22 protein-coding genes and 3 tRNA genes are annotated in these 18528 nt (G+C 52.7%); all 25 read right to left on the bottom strand.

Annotation, left to right across the window (positions count from 1 at the left end; translation table 11 throughout):
• Positions 1-80: 80 nt before the first annotated feature.
• Positions 81-737, bottom strand: a complete 657-nt coding sequence (gene queE / locus BQ2657_RS05740; protein WP_075579763.1) for a putative 7-carboxy-7-deazaguanine synthase QueE — start codon at positions 735-737, stop codon at positions 81-83.
• Entirely contained in the window at positions 727-1053 is a 327-nt protein-coding gene (queD, locus tag BQ2657_RS05735; protein ID WP_075579762.1) for a 6-carboxytetrahydropterin synthase QueD, read from the bottom strand. The genes queE and queD overlap by 11 nt, the downstream gene beginning before the upstream one ends.
• A 2-nt stretch (positions 1054-1055) precedes the next feature.
• A complete protein-coding gene (gene queC / locus BQ2657_RS05730) occupies positions 1056-1754 on the bottom strand; it encodes a 7-cyano-7-deazaguanine synthase QueC (protein WP_075579761.1) in 699 nt (232 codons plus the stop codon).
• Positions 1747-2217: a preQ(1) synthase gene (gene queF / locus BQ2657_RS05725; protein ID WP_075579760.1), complete on the bottom strand. Its 471-nt coding sequence runs from the start codon at positions 2215-2217 to the stop codon at positions 1747-1749. The genes queC and queF overlap by 8 nt, the downstream gene beginning before the upstream one ends.
• A 595-nt stretch (positions 2218-2812) precedes the next feature.
• Entirely contained in the window at positions 2813-2971 is a 159-nt protein-coding gene (locus BQ2657_RS12985) for a hypothetical protein (protein ID WP_154667107.1), read from the bottom strand.
• A 203-nt stretch (positions 2972-3174) separates the two neighbouring features.
• Positions 3175-3426, bottom strand: coding sequence for a hypothetical protein (locus BQ2657_RS05720; protein ID WP_075579759.1), 252 nt, complete (start codon positions 3424-3426; stop codon positions 3175-3177).
• On the bottom strand, positions 3416-3568 hold the full coding sequence (locus BQ2657_RS12980; RefSeq protein WP_154667106.1) for a hypothetical protein: 153 nt from the start codon (positions 3566-3568) through the stop codon (positions 3416-3418). The genes BQ2657_RS05720 and BQ2657_RS12980 overlap by 11 nt, the downstream gene beginning before the upstream one ends.
• A gap of 218 nt (positions 3569-3786) precedes the next feature.
• Positions 3787-5274, bottom strand: coding sequence for a Na+/H+ antiporter NhaC family protein (locus BQ2657_RS05715; RefSeq protein WP_075579758.1), 1488 nt, complete (start codon positions 5272-5274; stop codon positions 3787-3789).
• Between the two features lie 50 nt (positions 5275-5324).
• A complete protein-coding gene (locus BQ2657_RS05710; protein ID WP_075579757.1) occupies positions 5325-6593 on the bottom strand; it encodes a threonine synthase in 1269 nt (422 codons plus the stop codon).
• Positions 6594-6644: 51 nt separating this feature from the next.
• Positions 6645-7031 carry a RidA family protein gene (locus tag BQ2657_RS05705; protein ID WP_075579756.1) on the bottom strand — a complete coding sequence of 129 codons (387 nt, stop codon included), beginning with the start codon at positions 7029-7031 and terminating at the stop codon, positions 6645-6647.
• A gap of 300 nt (positions 7032-7331) precedes the next feature.
• Positions 7332-8213 carry a LysR family transcriptional regulator gene (locus tag BQ2657_RS05700; RefSeq protein WP_075579755.1) on the bottom strand — a complete coding sequence of 294 codons (882 nt, stop codon included), beginning with the start codon at positions 8211-8213 and terminating at the stop codon, positions 7332-7334.
• Positions 8214-8365: 152 nt separating this feature from the next.
• Positions 8366-8764, bottom strand: coding sequence for a C-GCAxxG-C-C family protein (locus BQ2657_RS05695; protein WP_075579754.1), 399 nt, complete (start codon positions 8762-8764; stop codon positions 8366-8368).
• Positions 8765-8849: 85 nt separating this feature from the next.
• Entirely contained in the window at positions 8850-9254 is a 405-nt protein-coding gene (locus BQ2657_RS05690) for a hypothetical protein (protein ID WP_075579753.1), read from the bottom strand.
• Between the two features lie 12 nt (positions 9255-9266).
• Positions 9267-10265, bottom strand: a complete 999-nt coding sequence (gene floA / locus BQ2657_RS05685; protein ID WP_075579752.1) for a flotillin-like protein FloA — start codon at positions 10263-10265, stop codon at positions 9267-9269.
• Positions 10262-10732, bottom strand: a complete 471-nt coding sequence (locus tag BQ2657_RS05680; protein ID WP_075579751.1) for an NfeD family protein — start codon at positions 10730-10732, stop codon at positions 10262-10264. The genes floA and BQ2657_RS05680 overlap by 4 nt, the downstream gene beginning before the upstream one ends.
• Positions 10733-10936: 204 nt before the next feature.
• Positions 10937-11012: transfer RNA gene (locus BQ2657_RS05675), tRNA-Val, on the bottom strand.
• Positions 11013-11018: 6 nt separating this feature from the next.
• Positions 11019-11093, bottom strand: a tRNA-Glu gene (locus BQ2657_RS05670).
• 8 nt (positions 11094-11101) lie between these two features.
• A tRNA-Lys gene (locus tag BQ2657_RS05665) sits at positions 11102-11177 on the bottom strand.
• A gap of 85 nt (positions 11178-11262) precedes the next feature.
• Positions 11263-12255 (bottom strand): glycosyltransferase family 9 protein, encoded by a 993-nt coding sequence (locus tag BQ2657_RS05660; protein ID WP_370822787.1) that lies wholly within the window; start codon positions 12253-12255, stop codon positions 11263-11265.
• A gap of 34 nt (positions 12256-12289) precedes the next feature.
• The gene (waaF, locus tag BQ2657_RS05655; RefSeq protein ID WP_075579749.1) at positions 12290-13342 is read right to left on the bottom strand and encodes a lipopolysaccharide heptosyltransferase II; all 1053 of its coding nucleotides are present in this window, start codon (positions 13340-13342) and stop codon (positions 12290-12292) included.
• The gene (locus BQ2657_RS05650) at positions 13339-13866 is read right to left on the bottom strand and encodes a D-glycero-alpha-D-manno-heptose-1,7-bisphosphate 7-phosphatase (protein ID WP_075579748.1); all 528 of its coding nucleotides are present in this window, start codon (positions 13864-13866) and stop codon (positions 13339-13341) included. The genes waaF and BQ2657_RS05650 overlap by 4 nt, the downstream gene beginning before the upstream one ends.
• Positions 13863-14831, bottom strand: a complete 969-nt coding sequence (gene rfaD / locus BQ2657_RS05645; RefSeq protein WP_075579747.1) for an ADP-glyceromanno-heptose 6-epimerase — start codon at positions 14829-14831, stop codon at positions 13863-13865. Before rfaD ends, BQ2657_RS05650 begins: the two co-directional genes overlap by 4 nt.
• Positions 14828-16306: a D-glycero-beta-D-manno-heptose-7-phosphate kinase gene (gene rfaE1, locus BQ2657_RS05640; protein WP_075579746.1), complete on the bottom strand. Its 1479-nt coding sequence runs from the start codon at positions 16304-16306 to the stop codon at positions 14828-14830. The genes rfaD and rfaE1 overlap by 4 nt, the downstream gene beginning before the upstream one ends.
• Positions 16299-16889 (bottom strand): D-sedoheptulose 7-phosphate isomerase, encoded by a 591-nt coding sequence (gene gmhA, locus BQ2657_RS05635; protein ID WP_075579745.1) that lies wholly within the window; start codon positions 16887-16889, stop codon positions 16299-16301. The genes rfaE1 and gmhA overlap by 8 nt, the downstream gene beginning before the upstream one ends.
• The gene (locus BQ2657_RS05630) at positions 16870-18519 is read right to left on the bottom strand and encodes an OstA-like protein (protein ID WP_232709021.1); all 1650 of its coding nucleotides are present in this window, start codon (positions 18517-18519) and stop codon (positions 16870-16872) included. The genes gmhA and BQ2657_RS05630 overlap by 20 nt, the downstream gene beginning before the upstream one ends.
• Positions 18520-18528 lie beyond the last annotated feature (9 nt).

Here is an 18528-nt window from a genome sequence, read left to right as displayed (position 1 = left end):
GGGTTCTTTCCATCGGCCAGTGACCAGTGACCGTTGACCAGTGACAAAAAGGGACTGCTGCCCAGGCAGCAGCCCCTTTTTTACACCCCCCTCATTTCCGGATCCCAGATGATCTTGTGGAGCTGGACCTGGATACAGACCTGGGCCAGCTTGTGGTCCCGGACGAATTCCACCAATTCTTTGGGTTCGATGGCGCCGTACACCGGAGAGACGTACACCTGGCTCCGGATGGTGTACTTCTGAAGGACCTGTTCCATATCTTCCAGGTCCTCCTGGCTGCCCACCACGAACTTCACCACGTCGTCTTCTGTAAGCCGAGTAAGGTTTTCCATCCGCATCCGCCCCCGCATCCCAGAAGAAGGGGATTTCACGTCCATGGTGTAGAACAGGCCTTTAGGCCGTTCTTCCAAAAGGGGCACCGCCCCATTGGTCTCGATGTTCACTCCATAGCCTTCCCGGGAAAGAGTCCAACACAGCCCTTCCAGAGGCTGCAGCAAAGGTTCGCCCCCAGTGAGGGTCACCTTTTTCCAGGGATAGGAATGGATCCGTTCCAGCAGCGCTTCTTCCGTCAGCTGTTCCCGGGCATCGGATCGTTCCAGAGCATAGCCGGTATCACAGTAGCTGCACCGCAGATTGCATCCGGCGAACCGGACGAACACCGCCATGTACCCAGTCCGTTTCCCCTCCCCTTCGATGGAGTCGAAAAGCTCCACCACAGGAAATATCTCAGTCTTCATAAATAGCCACGTTCCCTTCCGATTCCTGGACGGAGACCCGGGTGCAGAAGGGGATCTGGTCGTGGATCCATTTGGCGATGTTTTCTGCCGTAGGATTGGTTTTCACAATATCATTGATGAAGGCATGGTCCATCTGCATCACCACGTCCTTGATGTGGGTGAAATCCACCACCATGCCGTTTTCGTCCAGTTTTTCCCGCTGACAGGTCACATCGATGATCCAGTTGTGCCCGTGGAGACGGGTGCATTTGCTTTCATAAGGCAGCTGGAGGCAATGGGCCCCGCTGACTTCCATCCGTTTGGTTACCGTATACATGTTCAATCCTCCAGTGCCGGATCTTTGACCCCGTTGGCGGCAAAGGCCCGGGCCCGGTCGATGCAGGTGCCGCAGGTGCCGCAGGGTTTGTCCCCGCCTTCATAGCAGCTCCAGGTCAGTTCATAGGGGGTGTGGAGCTCCAGGCCCCGTTTCACCACGCCGGCTTTGCTGCAGCTGGCAAAGGGGGCCACGATGTGGCACTGGCTGTAGGTGCCCAGGGCAATAGCCCGCCCCATGGCGTCGATGAAGGCCTCGCTGCAGTCCGCATAGGCGTTCCCTGCCGCATCATCCGCATGGGCCCCGATAAAGATGGACACATCGTCCTTTTCATAGATGCTCATGGCCAGGCTGGCTACCGCCGACAGCATGAGTCCATTCCGGAAAGGCACATAGGTGGATACCTTCCCTTCCCCGTTTTCCGCAATCTGCTGTTCATAGCTTTTGTGGACGATTTCTTCCGTGGAATGGGCCAAAAGGGAGCAGTTGGAATACTGGAAGAGCTTGGATAGGTCCAACTCGTAATGGGGAAGCCCGTAATACTCCGCCACCTTCTGGGCACACTCCAGTTCCTTCCGGTGTTTCTGTCCGTAAAAAATAGAAACGGTAGATACGTTTTCCTTGCCGAATCCTTCCACTGCCACAGAGACGCAGGTGGTGGAATCCACCCCGCCGCTGGACAGCACCAGTGCCTTCTTATTCATGGACAAAGGCCTCCATTCTCCGCTGGGCCATGTCTTTGTATTCCGGCTGATAATATACCGCAAAAGGCAGGATGCTGATACCGCCCCGGGGATTGAAATAGCCGGCCACTTCCAGGTATTTGGGCTGGAGCAGGTCCACCAGGTCGTTTTTGATGATGTTCACACAGTCCTCGTGGAAGTCCCCGTTGTTCCGGAAGGAAAACAGGTACAGCTTCAAAGATTTGCTTTCCACCAGTTTGTGGTCCGGGATGTAGCTGATCACGATCCGGCCGAAATCCGGCTGGCCGGTTTTGGGACAAAGGCTGGTGAATTCCGGACAGTTCAGCTTTACCATGTAAGGAGCCTTTTCATGTTTGTTGGGAAAGCATTCCAACACTTCCGGCGCATACGTATTCTGGTACACCGTATGGCCACTGCCCAGTTCGGTCACACCCTGCAATTCTTCTTTTGTTCTCATCGTCATTCCTCCAAAAAGTACAGTTCTGGGAAAATCCGCATCCGAAAAAAACAGTTCCGGGCGGACTCACAAATTTAGATTATACCGTATCTAGGGATAAAAAAAAAGATAGTGACTTTATCCGGTATGTGTCAACAAGTTCTCGGTAAAACCTTCATCACAGTATAGTTATTCATGAGCCGAAAGTGCAGAGTGAAAAGTCAAGAGTACAGAACCGTAAGGGCCGTACAACCGGCGGCCCGCCATCTGTACCAGACTCTGACCATGACGCTGTAGGGGCTTTTCCCGTATGGGAAGCCCATCCCGGCCGCCCAGAGGGCAAAAAACTTCTCTACTCATCCACCCGCAAAGTCTCTCCGCCGGGAGGGCAGACCCGTTCGTCCCTGGCGGGAGGCTCACAGCCTATCGCCTTGCCCTGTCGGTCAAAGGCAGCGGCTACGGACCAGGAAGCCGGATGGCCTCGCCCGCGTGCTCCACCCCAGGAGCGACAACACCCGATGTTGTCCCGCCGACTCCTCCTGGGCCTGCCCTCCCGGCTCCCGGAGAATCGATGTATACTCGTACAAAGTACCAGCAAGGCCGGAGGCCAAGTCCGCCCTTATTACCAGTTCAGTGCTGCGGCCAACTGTCCCATGGGACTGCTGCTGGGACCGTAATTGGCAATTCTGCACTGATGGGTACCTACGTGAGGGACGAATATCGGCTTTTTCAGCGCTTCCCGCACTGCATTCCGGTACTCTTTCCGGGTTTTCAGCAGCATTCCATACCGCACAGCTCTCCTGACAGTGCCTGCTCTAGGTCTCCATTCTTCAGACCACTGATCACCTTGACCATCGCCTTCGCTCCAGCGGTGGCCCTGCTTCTTCATTCGATAGGTGTTGTCCGATGGTTGCTCTCACATGTCCCCAGGCCTTTCAAGCACTTTTCCAGACCCTCCCGAAGTGGCAGGGGAGTCAGATATTCTCAGTTCCGTTTCAAGTAAGCCCGCAGTTTCCTGACGTTCTCCTCCTCTTCGGCATTGCTGTTTTCTCCTTCCAGCATGTCCAGGCAGCAGTGGACACCCTCCAGGTCGTGTTGCCGGACCTTGTGATGGAGACAGTCAACCAGGCCCCGCTTCCAGACCCATCCTGGTCGCTGACGGATTTTCTCGTTCACATGGTACCGATCCCGGAAATGCTCGTGGCGCTGGCAGCCTGCCACCAGTTCATCGAACACATCCCTTTGTATACCCGCTGCCCCCGTCACTGTTGCTCAAGACGGTACATTGAGACAGGTCGTAATAGTTGTCCAGATAGGTATCCAGCAGCTCCACGACATGCTTCCGATTGAATCCGGCAATGACGTAAAATCCTGTCAAAATCCACCTCTTGCCAATCTGCTTCACCCCCTGCAGCTGCCTGGAACCGGTGCATTTCTACATTGCCTTTCGCCTGTTCTTATATGTATCAACAAGTTTTTGACGATTCCACATAAACTAATAGAGGCTGCCGCCCACGCAACAGCCTCGTTATACATCCAACGATATTTTACTAGGATCTGCACACTCTCTTCATTTCCAGGAGCAGCTTCCATTCATCATATTTCCAATATTTCCTTCTGCTTCTGCGGATCTTTTGCCAATCGTCCTGTGATATCTACATATCCTACATCCGGATAAATCCGTTCAACTTTAAACCGAATGACAGTATAAACCAGGATTACCAGCGGCGTCAGATACAGCAATGGAATATAAGGCAAATATTCAGTTACGGTTACACCCAGTGCACCACAAACAAAAACAGTATTGCTGTTCCACGGAATGAACATCGCTCCATAAGTTCCTCCTGCCTGGAGATCTCTGGAACAATTCTTGGGAAGCAGATTGTATTTGGGATATATCGGATTCATTAGGGTTCCCGTCATTACTATAGCAAAATTCTGACTAAGGGCAACTGCATTACCAATAAATCCAAACAAAATGGTAATGAAAGCAAGCCCAGTAATAGAATGTATTTTTCTAGATACAGCTTCGGCCAATTTTTTCAGCACATCCAGATAATCCAGCATTCCAGCTACCGTAAAACCGAATAGAGTAATACCGGCAAGGCCCCACATATCGGCTACCCCTCCTCGGTTCAGTAACGTAGCTAAATCTTTATTGGGCGTAACGATAGAATATCCACTGTAGAAAACATTTATGGCCGCAATGGGATCCATGCCCTGGTAGAAGATAGAAACCAGGATTCCGATGACTGCTCCCCCCAAAATAGCCAGCAGGGAAGACTGTTTCATAGCAAGGAGAATGCCTGTAACCAGCATAGGCAAAAAGGCAAAAAAGCCCATCTGAAATTGGTCCTGCAACCCCTCCATCAATGCTAAAGTAGATGCATTATCGATAGATTCTTGGTACTGCAGACCGATGAAGAAAAAAAGTAGCAGAGAAATCAAATAGCCGGGAACCTGATCAAATACCATATACCGGATATGGGTAAACATATTGACACCTGTGATGGAAGTAGAAAGGATATTTGTGTCGGAAACAGGAGACATTTTATCTCCAAAAAAAGCGCCACAAATTACAGCTCCCGCTGTGATTCCAATAGGGATTCCCATGCTGTTGCCGATTCCTACCAAAGCAACACCTGCTGTTCCGACTGTTCCATTAGATGTACCGCAAAAGAGAGCAACTATCGTACAAAGCAGCATGGAAACCACCAGGAAGATCTTAGGATTGATGAATTTCAGCCCATAATAGATGAGAGCTGGCGTGGTACCTGAAGAAATCCAAGTTCCAATCAGTGCCCCTGCTGCCAGAAGGACCAGCATAGGAGAGATGGCTTTAGCCGTAAACTGGATCGCAGCTTCTTCCATTTCTGAAGAAGAATGTCCAAAATAAATTCCTACGGGAATCAGAAATACCCAGAGCATGAAAAACATAGCTCCCATATCACCCTTAATGACTACTTTTTGAAGAGCGATAGCCGTACAGATAATCAAAAATATCAATAAGGCTCCTCCCAGTGTCATGGGCTTTTGCCTTTCTTTTTTCCTATTTTCCTGATCAAACAGATTTTTATTTTCCATATATTTTCCCTCCGTTCGTTATACCAGGAGATTTCCCCTTGGAAAATATCTCAGCTGCCCACTGGGAGGTGATAGACATCCTTCAAGATACGGACGATATCATCCATTTCTGCAGTGCTTTCTGGTACAGGAGGCAGATAAGAAGCTGTAACTGCAGTGTCTTTTACTCCACTGGCAGTAATCAGTAAAACAACTTTTTCTCCTTTTTTGATGGCTCCCTGTGCCAAGAGTTTCTTCAAGCCGGCCAAAGTGGAAGCAGAAGCCGATTCACAATAGACACCTTCCTTTTGCGCTAGTTCCTTTTGAGCAGCATTGATTTCACGATTATTTTCCAATGAAACAGCCAAGCCATGAGACTTCTTCAGAGCATAAAGCGAATGATACGTTCCCCAAACAGTGGACATCGAAGAAGCTACACTTCCCCATCCTTTTACTGGTTCAATAATATTTTGCTGTTCATGATACGCCTTTGCCACCGGTCCATAATCTTCCACTGAAACCATCTGAGGGATTTTTTGAATAAAGCCCATTTCCTTTAGCTCAGAAAAACCTTTCATAATGCCAAATAGCGCATCTCCATAACAGATGGGAACTACGATTTTATCTGGCAGTACTTTCATCTGCCGATAAAGTTCATAAGCAATGATTTTGTATCCTTCGATAGCCCAGGGGTTACTCCCCACAATAGGAATCACATAATTGGTCGCTGGGTACCAACCTTTTTCATCTACCATATGCTTCAGCACATTCCATCGATCAGTTGTAGTCTTAACCCCAATAAGGGCTGCACCGTATATCTGCATAAAAGTCTCCAGAGTCCGATTGACTCCAGTCACCGTCATAATGATACAAGGAAGCCCTGCTTTAGCCGCAAAAGCAGCCCCTGAAGCTCCGTTGTTACCTGTGGAAGCATAGATGACACCGGGTGCCCCCTGTTCCAATGCTTTATTAATCAGCACCGCATTCAATCTATCCTTATGCCCCCATGTAGGATTCCTCGTTTCATCTTTGATGTACAGTTCCAGGTCTAATTCTTTTCCTAGCCGTTCCAGAGCAGTCAAAGCTGTATTTCCCACCCCTAAATCCACTAGTTTCCTTTTTTTTCGGAACGGCAATAAAGCCTGATAGGCGGACAGTCCTTTTCCCGGAAACATCTGTAAAAATGTTTCCCTTTTTCCATCAGTTTTTGGCAAATCATATAGAGGTGTCACATTGGATACAAATTCTTTGGTCCGGCAATGAGGACACCCTTCAAATAAATGTTCCGTATCATATTCTCTTCCGCAATGGAGACATTTCACTTTTCCGGTATAATACATTTTGGATTTCTCCCTTATCTGGATGCTCTACTTGGCTGTTCCGTTTTCTTTTTACTTCTCGACGCAGAGAGTAGCAATGGCTTCGATTTCTACTGGTGCGCCTTTGGGAATATCCGAAACTTCCACACAAGAGCGAGCTGGAGGTACAGAATCGAAAAATTTATCATATACTTCATTAATAAAGGCAAAGTCTCTCAGGTCCTTGACAAATATTGTAGTTTTCACCACATTATTCATAGTTCCGCCAGCTTCTTTCAAAATTTCCTGGATATTTTTCAATACTTGAACAGTCATGTCACGGATATCGCCTTTTGGAAATGATCCTGTATCCGGGTTGATAGGGAGTTGTCCTGAAATGAACAAAAACTGCCCCACCTGGATTCCTTGTGAATACGGGCCAATAGCTGCTGGTGCATTCGCCGTTTGGATTTTCTTCATAATCAATATCTCCTTTCATTTTTTCAGGGCTTGAACAGAGACAATCCATTCGTTTCCTATCGATTCTGTTTCTCTGAGATGCCTTCAGTATAGTGTTTTTATATTATTCGTCTAACGAATAAAAATGATTATTTTGATTCGTTTTTTAAATTGCTTCATTCAAAAATCATTTTCTCCAAGCCATAAATGACTCCATACAAATAAAAAAGAAAGACCTTTTTCCTAAGGAACTATCGATAGGAAAAAGTCTTCCACGAGATCATTGAATCAGACTGCTTCAGCACAAAAAACTACTGACTTTCATATTTTTTTCATTTCAGACAATAAGAAAAGCCAACTTTTCAAAGCCGGTGAATCTAACCGGTTTCGACGGCAAATCATAAATGGCTGCATCACCTTTTCTGATAAGTCCTGGATGGGAATCTGGATCAGTTTACCTGTTTGAAGTTCCTTCTCCACCATTTTCCGAGGCAGAAAACAGCAACCGCTGCCAGACAGGCAAAAGGCCTTTGCACTGCCTAGCATGTTACAGCGTACTTCAAATATTCGACTTTCTGAAACTATATTTTCTGAAATATCCGAAAGATAGTTTTCCCAGATATCCGAATAAATTAACGGGATTCCTGCCAGTTCTTCTTTCCGTATGCCTTTGGCCAAATAGCCATACTGTTCTCTCTGCCCCACAAAAACTACAGGTGTAGACGGCAGAGAAAGACACAATAAAGAAGGGTGATTCACTCGATAAGAAATCAAGGCGACATCATAAATCCGGTTTTGGAGCAGAGGCAAGATATCCTCACTATGTGCTATGGTCAAGTTGGTTGCAATCTGAGGATTCTGAAAAGAATATTGAATCAATGGCTCTTTCAAATAATAATCAAAAAGCCACTGAACACTGGCAATGTTCAAACTGTCGGTAAAATCACTGGCCATTTGGATTTCCTCCAAAACTGCCTTATCCAGTTTCACAATCTGTATGGCGTATTGTAGAAATAAATTACCAGCAGCTGTCAACCGGATACCTGTCTTATCTCGAATCACCAGTGTTTTTCCCACATATTCCTCTAAAGAGCGGATCCGGTTAGAAACAGTAGACTGCACGACATGGAGCAAATCTGCTGTTCGGGAAAAATTACGGCTTTTTGAAAGTTCAATAAAAGTTTTAATTTCTTCTATATCCATAATTGACCTCCTATCTGCCTAAAAGGAAAATCATTTATCCATTGCCGAGTCGTCTATTTCTGACTTTTCTACTCTTCTTGTGGACAAGCAAGGAGTTATCCACTTTTTCGTGGATAACTCCCCACTTGTCCACATTTTCTGTTTTCCGGCTCTCACCCCAGGTGTTTTTCCAGTCCCAGGACGGCCAACCGTACACAGTCATCGCAGGAACAGAGCATTTCTCCCGTTCCCACGCCTTTCAAATCCTTGCAGATGGTGGCACCGGCTTTTTCTTTGAATTCCTGGAGAATGTCCTTCATCACCAGTTTGGGTTCCCGGCCGCTTTTGTCCAGCAGTCCCAGCACTACTGCTGCGCCCGTCAGTGCCCCACAGGTGGCTTCCATGCCGCCCATGCCGGAACCGAAAGCAGCTCCCAGGGCCCGGAGTTCTTCTGTGGATTTACCCAGTCTGTCCTGGTAGGCCAAGATCACTGCCTGGGCACAGTTGGTATGCACCCCGGAAGCATGTTTCAGGGCCACAGCCTGTTCCGCCCGCGTTGTTGTTTCTATCATTGGATCAAATCCCCCTCACAAAATACTGTATCTATTATACTGATTCTGCTCCGCAGAAACAACTTGTATCCTGCAGTCACTTTTTTCAGATTCCATGAGTTCGGCGCTCCCTTTGTTCCTGAGCCCAGCTCCGGCGGCTCCGGGGTTCTCCCAGTACCAAAGTCCACAGCATCCCCTGGCGCAGGGTCCCAGGAAGAGCCGGATGCACGGGAGCTTCCATTTTTCGTTCCCGGATCTCCCCTACCTGGGGGGCCACCATAGGTTTCAGATCCCGGATTTCCTCCACCAGGCCACTGCGAACTGGTTTTACGGTGGGCTGTACCACCGGCGCCTTCCGGTCAGGAGCCTGGGCTTCTTCACAGACAAAGGGGCCTGGCGTGCGGTCCGGTGCCGGCTGCCGCACTTTCTGAGGCTTTTTCTTCTTTTTCAGGAACTGTCCCGCCAGCAGGAAAACCACCCACAGCAGGAACAGCAGCAAATCACTTCTCATGAAAGCCTCCTGTTATTTTTCCGGTTTCCGAGTGGCCGGCAGCTCGTCCTGCTGCGGTGCCACCAGACTCTCCCGCATTTTCGTATCTGCCATCAGGTTCTTCAGCTGGTAATAATCCATGGCTCCCAGATGGCCTTCCCGGAGAGCCTGGGCCAGCGCTTCCGGCACCTGGGCCTGGGCTTCCACCACCTTGGCCTGCATTTCCTGGGTATACGCCCGCATTTCCTGTTCCTTGGCCACCGCCATGGCCCGGCGTTCTTCAGCCTTGGCCTGGGCGATGTTTTTGTCCGCTTCCGCCTGGTCCGTCATGAGCTGAGCCCCGATGTTCCGGCCTACATCCACGTCTGCAATGTCGATGGAAAGGATTTCAAAGGCAGAACCCGCATCCAGCCCTTTGCTCAAGACGGTCCGGGAAATGTGATCCGGGTTTTCCAATACATCCGTATGTTCTTCCGAAGACCCCACGGTAGTGACGATGCCTTCTCCCACCCGAGCGATGATGGTGCTTTCTCCGGCACCGCCTACCAGCCGGTCGATATTGGCCCGTACCGTGACCCGGGCCCGTACCTTCAGTTCGATGCCATTCTTGGCCACAGCGGAAATCAGCGGAGTCTCGATGACTTTGGGATTGACGCTCATCTGGACCGCTTCCAGCACATCCCGGCCGGCCAGGTCGATGGCCGCTGCCCGTTCAAAGGTCAGAGGGATGGCCGCCCGTTCCGCAGCGATCAGTGCATCTACCACCCGGTCCACATCCCCGCCGGCCAAATAATGGGCTTCCAGCTGGTCCACGTTCACATCCAACCCGGCTTTGTTGGCTTTCACCAAAGGCAGGATGATCTTGGAGGGGATGACCCGGCGCAGCCGCATGCCCACCAGGGTAAAAATATGCACATTGACCCCAGCAGCCATGGCTGAAATCCACAGGCCCAGAGGGACAAAGTGCAGGAACAGGACAATGATGACCAAGATGGCCACCAGGAATACGGTACTGCCTAAAATCGCAATCATGGATCTTCCTCCTTCCGGACCACAGTCCGACCTCCAGTTACAGACACCACCTTGATGGCGGTTCCCGGTTCATAAAATTCTCCCTCAGTGATCACATCCACCAATTCCCCGTCAATCAGGGCACGGCCGGAAGGACGCAGGACCGTCTGGGTGATCCCCTTCCGGCCCAAAAGATCCTTCCGTTCCGCCTGGCCCGTATAGCCCCTGGCTGCCGTAGAACGGAGATGCAGGGTGACATGGCGGCCCAGCCAGCTGCCTGGGCCACGGCGGACGAGCCACCAGCCCAGGACCACCAGCATGAGCAGCAGGCCTCCCACCAGGGCCGCAGCCTGGGCCGTGGCCCCCAGTGCCAGATACAGCGCTCCCAAGAGACACAGGAGTCCACTGATGCCGAAGATCCCGAAACCGGGGATAAAGGATTCCACAGCCAGCAGGATCAGGCCGGCTGCCAGCAGTTGGATTGCCATGGTATGCACCTCCTTTGCAGAATCAGCAGAATCAATACATATTATTCGAGATAAAGAGAAAAATCCCTGCTTTCAATTCAAATCCCTCTCTGCAGGGCGCACCAGGGGTTGCTCTGCAATCCCGCTCGGTCAGCCCGCTCCTGCCGTCAAAAAAATACATATAAAAAAGACGATACAGCGTTACGCATGTATCGTCTTCTTTTGTGGTGGGCGCTAACAGGATCGAACTGCTGACATTCTGCTTGTAAGGCAGACGCTCTCCCAGCTGAGCTAAGCGCCCATAAGTTGGTGACCGGAGGGGGAATCGAACCCCCGATACCGCCGTGAAAGGGCGGTGTCTTAACCGCTTGACCATCCGGCCAAAAAAAATGGTGATCCGCCAGAGGATCGAACTCTGGACACCCTGATTAAGAGTCAGGTGCTCTACCAGCTGAGCTAGCGGACCATCATGTCGGTGGCTTCATCAACCGTCGACTATGTTAGTATACAAGATTCTCCCGAATTTGGCAACCCCTTTTTTGAAAAATTTTCTACTTTTTTCTGCTGAGCCAACGGTGGGCCGCCTTCAGCACCTGCTGCACTGTCAGATCCCGCATGCAGCGCATATCGTCACAGTGGTGTTTCATGCCTTTGCGGCAGCCGTCACAGGGAGGATCAGCCCGAACGATGGAGGCCAGTCTGGTATAGGGTCCATACAGCTCGGGATGGCTGGGTCCATACATGGCCACAATGGGAACTTTTTGGCTGATGGCCACATGCATGGGGCCGCTGTCGTTGGTGATAATCAGGCTGCACCGGCTCATGGCCGCAGCCAGCTCACCCAGGGAAAATTTTCCCGTGGCGATCATGGGCTTACTTTTCATAAAAGCTACTGCCTCCCGGACCATATCCTCATCCATGGAGCCCCCGAAGAACACCGTCCGGTATCCTTCCTTGGCCAGGGTATCCGCTACCTGAGCGAACCGTTCCGGAGCCCACCGTTTGGTGACTACGGCACTGCCGATGTTGAACCCCACTACCTGCTCTCCCGGCTGCAGGTCCTGGGCCGCCCAGAAGGCTTCTGCCGCTTTTTTGTGTTCTGGCCCTGGGAACACCTCCAGTCCGTTGTGCTGGGGATGTTCCACCCCGATCCGCTTCAGCACATCCAGGTACATATCCGCCGCATGGATCTTCCGGTTCAGCTTCAGCCAGGGATGGAAGAAGCCCCGGAACAGGAAATGGGAAGCCCCCACCTTCACCGGTACTACTGCCATGGCATCGATGAAGGAACACCGTTCATTGGGATGCAGGTTGATCAGTACATCGAAATGGGCATCGGTGATTTTCCGGCTCATGGCCCACAGGGCCCGGAGATTGTTGTCCTTCCCTTTTTTGTCGATGGTCCACACATGGTCGATATTGGGATTGTATTCCACGATTTCCTTCAGCTTTTCATCCACCAGATAAGTGATGTCTGCTCCGGGAGCCGCCTTCCGCAGGGCATGGAGGAAGGGCGTTGTGAGCACCAGATCTCCCAGGTGCATCAGGAAGGTCACGATGATTTTCTTCCCTGCCAGTTCAGTCACAGTCTCTTGCCTCCTTCTCCTTGAACAGCTTGTAAACCTGCTCTGGGGTCACGGCCCCCATGCAGTTCCAGTGGTCACAGTGTTTTTTCAGGCAGCCGGCACAGGAGACCGGGCTCACCAGCACGGTGGCCTGGGGATTCCCGTAGGGCCCGGTCCGATCCGGCCGGGTGGGACCGTACATGGTCACCAGAGGCTTCTGGAGTGCCGTGGCGATATGGAGAGGTCCTGTATCCCCGCTGACATAGAACCGTGCTTCTTTGATGAGCGCCCCCAATTCCCGGAGGCTGGTCTGTCCGATCCAATCCAAAAGATGGGGTTCCGGCCCCACCAGCTCCCGGATCTTTTCTCCCAAGGACGCATCTCCAGGACCGCCGGCCAGTACCACCCAGATTCCCTCTGCCAGGAACTTCCGAGCGAGAGCTGCATAATGTCCGGTCGGCCACCGTTTGGTTTCCCACCGGGCACCGGGCACCAACACCACATAGGGCAGCTTTTCTCCCTCCGGCATCCCCGCCTCCTGGAGCCGCCGGCGGATGGTCTTCCGCTCTTCCGTGAGTGCCGGCATGGGATAAGTGATTTTTTCCACCTTCGCTCCCAGATACCGGGCCACATCCAGATAGCGCTCGATCACGTGGTCATGGGCATGGCTTCCGGTGATGGGCCGGGAAACCAGGCGGCTCCCTTCCCGCATCTCACAGTAGCCGATCCGATGGGGACAGCCGGTGAGCCAGGCCATCACGGCACTTTTGAACAGGCCCTGGAGATCAATGACCAGATCGAAATTCCGGGACCGCAGCATAGACCGGGTTGCCCGGAGTGTCTTCCATTTTTCCTCCAGCCCCATCTTGCCAAAGGCCGCCTTATCGAAATACAGCACTTCATCGATGATGGGCGGTTCCGGCACAAAGGCGCTGAATTGGGGATGGACCAGCCAGCTGATCCGGCTGTCCGGAAACGTCTCCCGGAGAGCTGCCGCAAAGGGCAGGGCATGGATCACATCCCCCAGGGAACTCATTTTGATGATCAGGATGTTCTTGTAGGTCACTTCACCGCCTCCTGCCGAGCCAGTATCTGCCGGACAAAAGCCAGCAGGTCCGTGCCGGTGAACCGGTAGCCTGGGATCCCTGCGGCCAAGGCCGCCTCCACATCGCTTTCCTTATCCCCGATCAGGAAGGACCCTTCCCGGTCCAGTCCGTGTTCTTCCAAGGCTTTCAGGATCATCCCCGGCCGGGGTTTCCGGCAGCTGCAGGCAATGGTCAATTCCGGGATCACCCCTTTGGTAGGATGGTGGGGACAGAAATAGAAGCCGTCGATCTGGCCGCCGGCTTTTTTGATTTCTTCTGCCATATAGGCATGGAGCTTTTCCATGTCATTTTGGGTGTAGTAGCCCCGGGCGATGCCGCTCTGGTTGGTCACCACATACACCTGGTAGCCCAGGCGGCACAGGTGGGCCACAGCCTCTCTGGCTCCAGCCACCCATTCCACCTGGTCCGGACGGTAAATATAGCCTTTGTCCATGTCCAGGACCCCGTCCCGGTCCAGGAACACTGCTTTTTTCGCCTGTCTCATGCCTTGTAGTAGCCGTCCGAATCCTGGAGCACCTGGCAGTATTCCTTCACCGCCTGGCTGAAATCCGTGAAGCCGCCCGTATAACCGGCTGCCAGCAGCTTGGTGGTATCCGCCTGGGTATAGCTCTGGTATTTGCCTTTCAGCACTTCTGGGAAGGGCACATAGACCAATTCCCCACTGCCAAAGAATTCCAGTACGGCTTTGGCCATATCATTGAAGGTATGGGCATGGCCGGTCCCCAAGTTGAAGACCCCTTTCCGTTCCGGATGCTGCCAGAAATCGAACAGCACCTTCACCACATCTTTGACGTAGATGAAATCCCGGGTCTGTTCTCCCGGCCCGTAGCCGTCATATTCCCCGAACAGTTTCACCTTGTGTTCCGCCTGCCACTGGAGGAACATCTGGCGCACCATAGAAGCCATCTTCCCTTTGTGGTTCTCCTGAGGCCCGAATACGTTGAAATACCGGAACCCAGCAATCTGGCTTTCCGCTTTGTCGAAATACCGGCGGGCATAGTTGTCGAAGAACAGCTTGGAGAAAGCATACACATTCAGGGCCTCTTCACAGGCCGGTTCTTCCCGGAAACCGTTTTTCCCGCTGCCATAGGTGGACGCAGAAGAGGCGTAGAGGAATTGGATCCGCCGGTCCAGGGCAAAATGCATGAGGGTCTTGGTATATTCGAAATTGTTCTCCATCATGTATTTGCCGTTGTATTCCATGGTATCGGAGCAGGCTCCTTCATGGAAGATCACTTCAATGGGTTCGTGATCGAACTTCCCGGCCCGGACCCGTTGGATGAAATCCACTTTGTCCAGGTAATCCATGACCTTCAGCCCCTGGATGTTCTTGAACTTCACCATATTGGTCAGGTTGTCCACCACCAGGATGTCTTCCCGTCCCAAGTCATTCAGTCCTTTGACGATATTGCTGCCAATAAAACCGGCACCCCCGGTTACAATGATCATAATTTACCCTCCTTGACCAGTTCTGCGATTTTCCGGATCACCCCGGTGGTGGAATAGCCTTCCTTGAAGGGGAGGATTTCCACCCGGCCGGCGTATTCCCGTCCGGCCACTTCTTCCGGTTTGTAGTCTCCGCCTTTCACCAGGATATCCGGCCGGATCCGGCGGATCAATTCCGCGGGGGTATCTTCACCAAAGAGTACCACCGCGTCCACACAGGCCAGGGCGGCCAGGATCCGGGCCCTGTCGTTTTCCTGGTTCAAGGGACGGGTTTCCCCCTTCAGCCGTTTTACAGAAGCATCGGTGTTGACCCCCACGATCAGATGCTGTCCCAGCCGGGAAGCCTGTTCCAGATAGGTCACATGGCCGGTGTGGAGGATATCGAAACAGCCGTTGGTGAAGACGATTTTTTCTCCAGCAGCCTGCCATGTCCGAGCCAGACTGGTCACTTCGTCCCAGCTGAGGGGCCGGTAATCCCGTCCTTCCCGTTCTTCACAGGCCAGGACTTCCCGGAGCAGTTCCTCCCGATGGACCGGATAGGTCCCCACTTTGGAAACCACGATCCCTGCCGCCTTGTTGGACAGGTTCAGGGCATCTCCCAGGGACAGCCCCCCGGCCACAGCTGCCAAGAGCACCGCCGCCACCGTATCCCCGGCCCCAGAAACATCGAATACATCCCGGGCCGTAGCCGCTTCGGTGATCACTTCGTTCCGGTTGATCAGGGAAACCCCTTTTTCCGACCGGGTCACCACCACATTTTTGATGTGGAAATCATCCCGGGCTTTGGACGCCAGTTCTACCAGGGGTTCCGTTTCGTTGGGGACCACTTTGCCTCCGGCTTCACACATTTCCTTCACATTGGGGGTGATAAAATCGCAGCCGGCATACTTCCGCCAGTCTGCTCCCTTAGGGTCCACCAGCACCGGAACCTGGGCACTGTGGGCCAAAGCGATCACCGTCTGGCAGAAATGGTCCGAACAGACCCCTTTGGCATAGTCACTGAGGACGATGCCATCCAGCCCGGCCTGGAGCCGTTTTTCCAGCCAATCCAGCAGCCGTCCCTCTTCTTCCGGGGTCAGATCCCCCGGTTCTTCGAAGTCCAGCCGGAGCATCTGCTGCCGAGCCCCGATGATCCGCATTTTGGTGATGGTCCGGCGGCCCATCATGGGCAATAGTCCGCTGAAATCGATTCCCGCCGCCGCCATCTTTTCTTCCAGGGCTTCCCGGTGCTCATCGGGGCCGGTGACCCCTGCCGCATAGACCTGTACCCCCAGTCCGGCCAGGTTGGCGGCCACGTTCCCGGCCCCCCCCAGGACGCTTTCCATCCGGCGCACCCGATTCACCGGCACCGGAGCTTCCGGAGAGATCCGCTTCACTTCCCCGTAAATATACCGGTCCAGCATCACATCTCCGATCACCGCGATCCGCAGTTTCTGGATATCTTCCGTCAGGAATTGGGTACTTTTGGTATTACGCATATTCTTCCACCAGCTCACAAATGATATGTCCCATGATTTCATGGATTTCCTGGGTCCGTGCCGTATTTTCCGACGGCACATCCAGCAGCACGTCGCAGAGACCGGCCATCTTGCCGCCTCCCTTGGCTGTGAAGCCGATGACCCGGATGCCCTTTGTCCGGGCCGTTTCAATGGCCGCCAGCACATTGCCGCTGTTCCCGGAAGTAGAAATCCCTACCAGCACATCCCCTTCCCGGCCCAGGCCTTCCACCTGCCGGGCAAAGATCCGTTCATAACCGTAGTCGTTGCCGATGGCCGTCAGGATGGACGTATCCGTCGTCAGTGCAAGGGCTGCCATCCCCGGCCGTTCCTTCTGGAACCGGCCGACGATTTCGGCCGCCCAATGTTGGGCATCCGCCGCTGATCCCCCGTTGCCGCAGAACATCACCTTGCCCCCGGAAGCCAGGGTCAGGGAGATCATCCCGGCCGCTTCTTCAATGGCTTTCAGCAGCCGTTTGCTGCCCATGACCCGGTGGACCAGTTTTTCATGTTCCAGCAGCCGGGCTCCGATGATTTCCTGTGCCTTACCACCGATAGAGGTCATATGTCACACTCCATTCATGATCATTTTTGTACTTCTTGTCCCGATATTCCAGGCCCAAGCGGAAGCAGCAGAAATCATGATACCACCGGTAGATGTATTCGTACACACTGCTCTTGCCCTGGTCGTACCGCATGACTACGTTCACCCAGTCATTGGGTCCCAGCCGCTTGCCCAGTCCCCACTGGATTTCCTTGGCCATGTCCGGATCCGCATAAGAGAAGACGGAACTGTGTTCCTTCTCATAGTAATAACCCAGCCAGGTGTTCCAGCCCCCATCGAAGTCCTTCCGCAGGGTGGCGGAATACAGCATGGTCTTTTTCGTATCGTCAGTGATGCTTTCCTTCACCCACTTGTGCCCCACCCCCAGGTTCAGGTACAGAGGCATCTTTTCATGGGTCAGCCGGATGGGATCATGGTTCAGGAATACTCCGTATTCCGTGTGCCAGCTCCGCTTCCAGTTGTCTTTCCATAGACCGTGGCTGATATAGGCAGAATAGTTCACCGGCACCCGGTCATCAAACTTGTGGGCTTTGTAGACGAACTTCACATCCCGTTCTTTCCGGATCCAGTTGTTGTCCGAGTCTTCCGTATGACCGTCCTGGATCTGCACATAGAAGTTCTTTTCGTCCTGCCGGTCAGTAAAGAGAGGCCGCCAGCCGATCTTGGAATAGTACTTCAGCTCTGCATCCAGATTGTTCTTGTCGCTCAGGGGAAAATCCAGATTGTAGCGGATCTTCACCCCATGGTCCGTATCATAGCCAATATGGGGCAGCAGACTCTGCTTGCTGCCGTTGTCGTCCATCCGGTTGATCCACCGGTCCCGGGAATAGATGTGTTTGCCCTTTACATATACTTTCACATTGTAGGCGATGATCTTGTCCTTGGGATAGATCACCACTTTGTCCGCCTTCACTTCCACACAGGGAGGATGCTTCACCGCCGGGCATCGGGTGGTGCTGCCCCCGCTGGTCAGTTCCACCCGGTCCGGGTAGATTTCCCCGATATCTGCCTTGTACAAGTCCTTGCCGTTGTGGCCGGAAATGTTCTTCACCGTGCCGGTCTTGTCCAGGAAATTATAGTGGCCCCACTGGCCATCGGTCACACTGGTCCCGGAACTGGTTTCATCCACGATCCGGCCGCCGGTCAACAGATACACATCCCCAGTCTTGGAATTGCCCTGGGCCTGGGCGGTGTAGAGCTTCTGGTTGCCCTGGTATAGGCGCACATTCCCCTTGGCTTCAAAATCCCCTGTCTCCGAATTGTACTGTACCTGATCCCCATAAATGGTGATGGGCAGGGTGGATTCGCTGGGGACCGTTTCCCCCTTTTTCTGGCGCAATTTCTGCTCTTTTGCCGTCTCCCGGCCAGCCCGGGTGATGGTTTCTGTCTTGGCATCCGGCTGGTCCTGGAGCCGATGGACTCCTTCCTTGGTCCGGGCCAGCGATTCCACTTCATCCAGGCTCTGGACGGCCGGCTGAAAGGCGGGGCCATCCTTGCTGCTCAGTTTTCCCCCATCATAGGTCACCGCTGCACTGGCCATCCCAGGCAGCGACAGGGCCAATGTAATTCCCAAGGCCAATGCCTTCTTGTTCATAGGATCTTGTCCTCCAATGGATAATTTCTGCATCATCAAATCATC

Source organism: Acidaminococcus massiliensis, from assembly GCF_900095825.1.
In the GTDB taxonomy this organism is placed as follows: Bacteria; Bacillota; Negativicutes; order Acidaminococcales; family Acidaminococcaceae; genus Acidaminococcus; species Acidaminococcus massiliensis.
The sequence above is the reverse complement of the archived record's forward strand: the minus strand, read 5'-3'. Positions and strand labels throughout refer to the sequence as shown.

Coding starts and splice junctions, on each gene's coding strand:
- queE (WP_075579763.1), bottom strand. CDS start 737: ATGAAGACTGAGATATTTCCTGTGGTGGAGCTTTTCGACTCCATCGAA.
- queD (WP_075579762.1), bottom strand. CDS start 1,053: ATGTATACGGTAACCAAACGGATGGAAGTCAGCGGGGCCCATTGCCTC.
- queC (WP_075579761.1), bottom strand. CDS start 1,754: ATGAATAAGAAGGCACTGGTGCTGTCCAGCGGCGGGGTGGATTCCACC.
- queF (WP_075579760.1), bottom strand. CDS start 2,217: ATGACGATGAGAACAAAAGAAGAATTGCAGGGTGTGACCGAACTGGGC.
- BQ2657_RS12985 (WP_154667107.1), bottom strand. CDS start 2,971: ATGCTGCTGAAAACCCGGAAAGAGTACCGGAATGCAGTGCGGGAAGCG.
- BQ2657_RS05715 (WP_075579758.1), bottom strand. CDS start 5,274: ATGGAAAATAAAAATCTGTTTGATCAGGAAAATAGGAAAAAAGAAAGG.
- BQ2657_RS05710 (WP_075579757.1), bottom strand. CDS start 6,593: ATGTATTATACCGGAAAAGTGAAATGTCTCCATTGCGGAAGAGAATAT.
- BQ2657_RS05705 (WP_075579756.1), bottom strand. CDS start 7,031: ATGAAGAAAATCCAAACGGCGAATGCACCAGCAGCTATTGGCCCGTAT.
- BQ2657_RS05700 (WP_075579755.1), bottom strand. CDS start 8,213: ATGGATATAGAAGAAATTAAAACTTTTATTGAACTTTCAAAAAGCCGT.
- BQ2657_RS05695 (WP_075579754.1), bottom strand. CDS start 8,764: ATGATAGAAACAACAACGCGGGCGGAACAGGCTGTGGCCCTGAAACAT.
- BQ2657_RS05690 (WP_075579753.1), bottom strand. CDS start 9,254: ATGAGAAGTGATTTGCTGCTGTTCCTGCTGTGGGTGGTTTTCCTGCTG.
- floA (WP_075579752.1), bottom strand. CDS start 10,265: ATGATTGCGATTTTAGGCAGTACCGTATTCCTGGTGGCCATCTTGGTC.
- BQ2657_RS05680 (WP_075579751.1), bottom strand. CDS start 10,732: ATGGCAATCCAACTGCTGGCAGCCGGCCTGATCCTGCTGGCTGTGGAA.
- BQ2657_RS05660 (WP_370822787.1), bottom strand. CDS start 12,255: ATGCACCTGGGAGATCTGGTGCTCACAACGCCCTTCCTCCATGCCCTG.
- BQ2657_RS05650 (WP_075579748.1), bottom strand. CDS start 13,866: ATGAGACAGGCGAAAAAAGCAGTGTTCCTGGACCGGGACGGGGTCCTG.
- rfaD (WP_075579747.1), bottom strand. CDS start 14,831: ATGATCATTGTAACCGGGGGTGCCGGTTTTATTGGCAGCAATATCGTC.
- rfaE1 (WP_075579746.1), bottom strand. CDS start 16,306: ATGCGTAATACCAAAAGTACCCAATTCCTGACGGAAGATATCCAGAAA.
- gmhA (WP_075579745.1), bottom strand. CDS start 16,889: ATGACCTCTATCGGTGGTAAGGCACAGGAAATCATCGGAGCCCGGCTG.
- BQ2657_RS05630 (WP_232709021.1), bottom strand. CDS start 18,519: ATGATGCAGAAATTATCCATTGGAGGACAAGATCCTATGAACAAGAAG.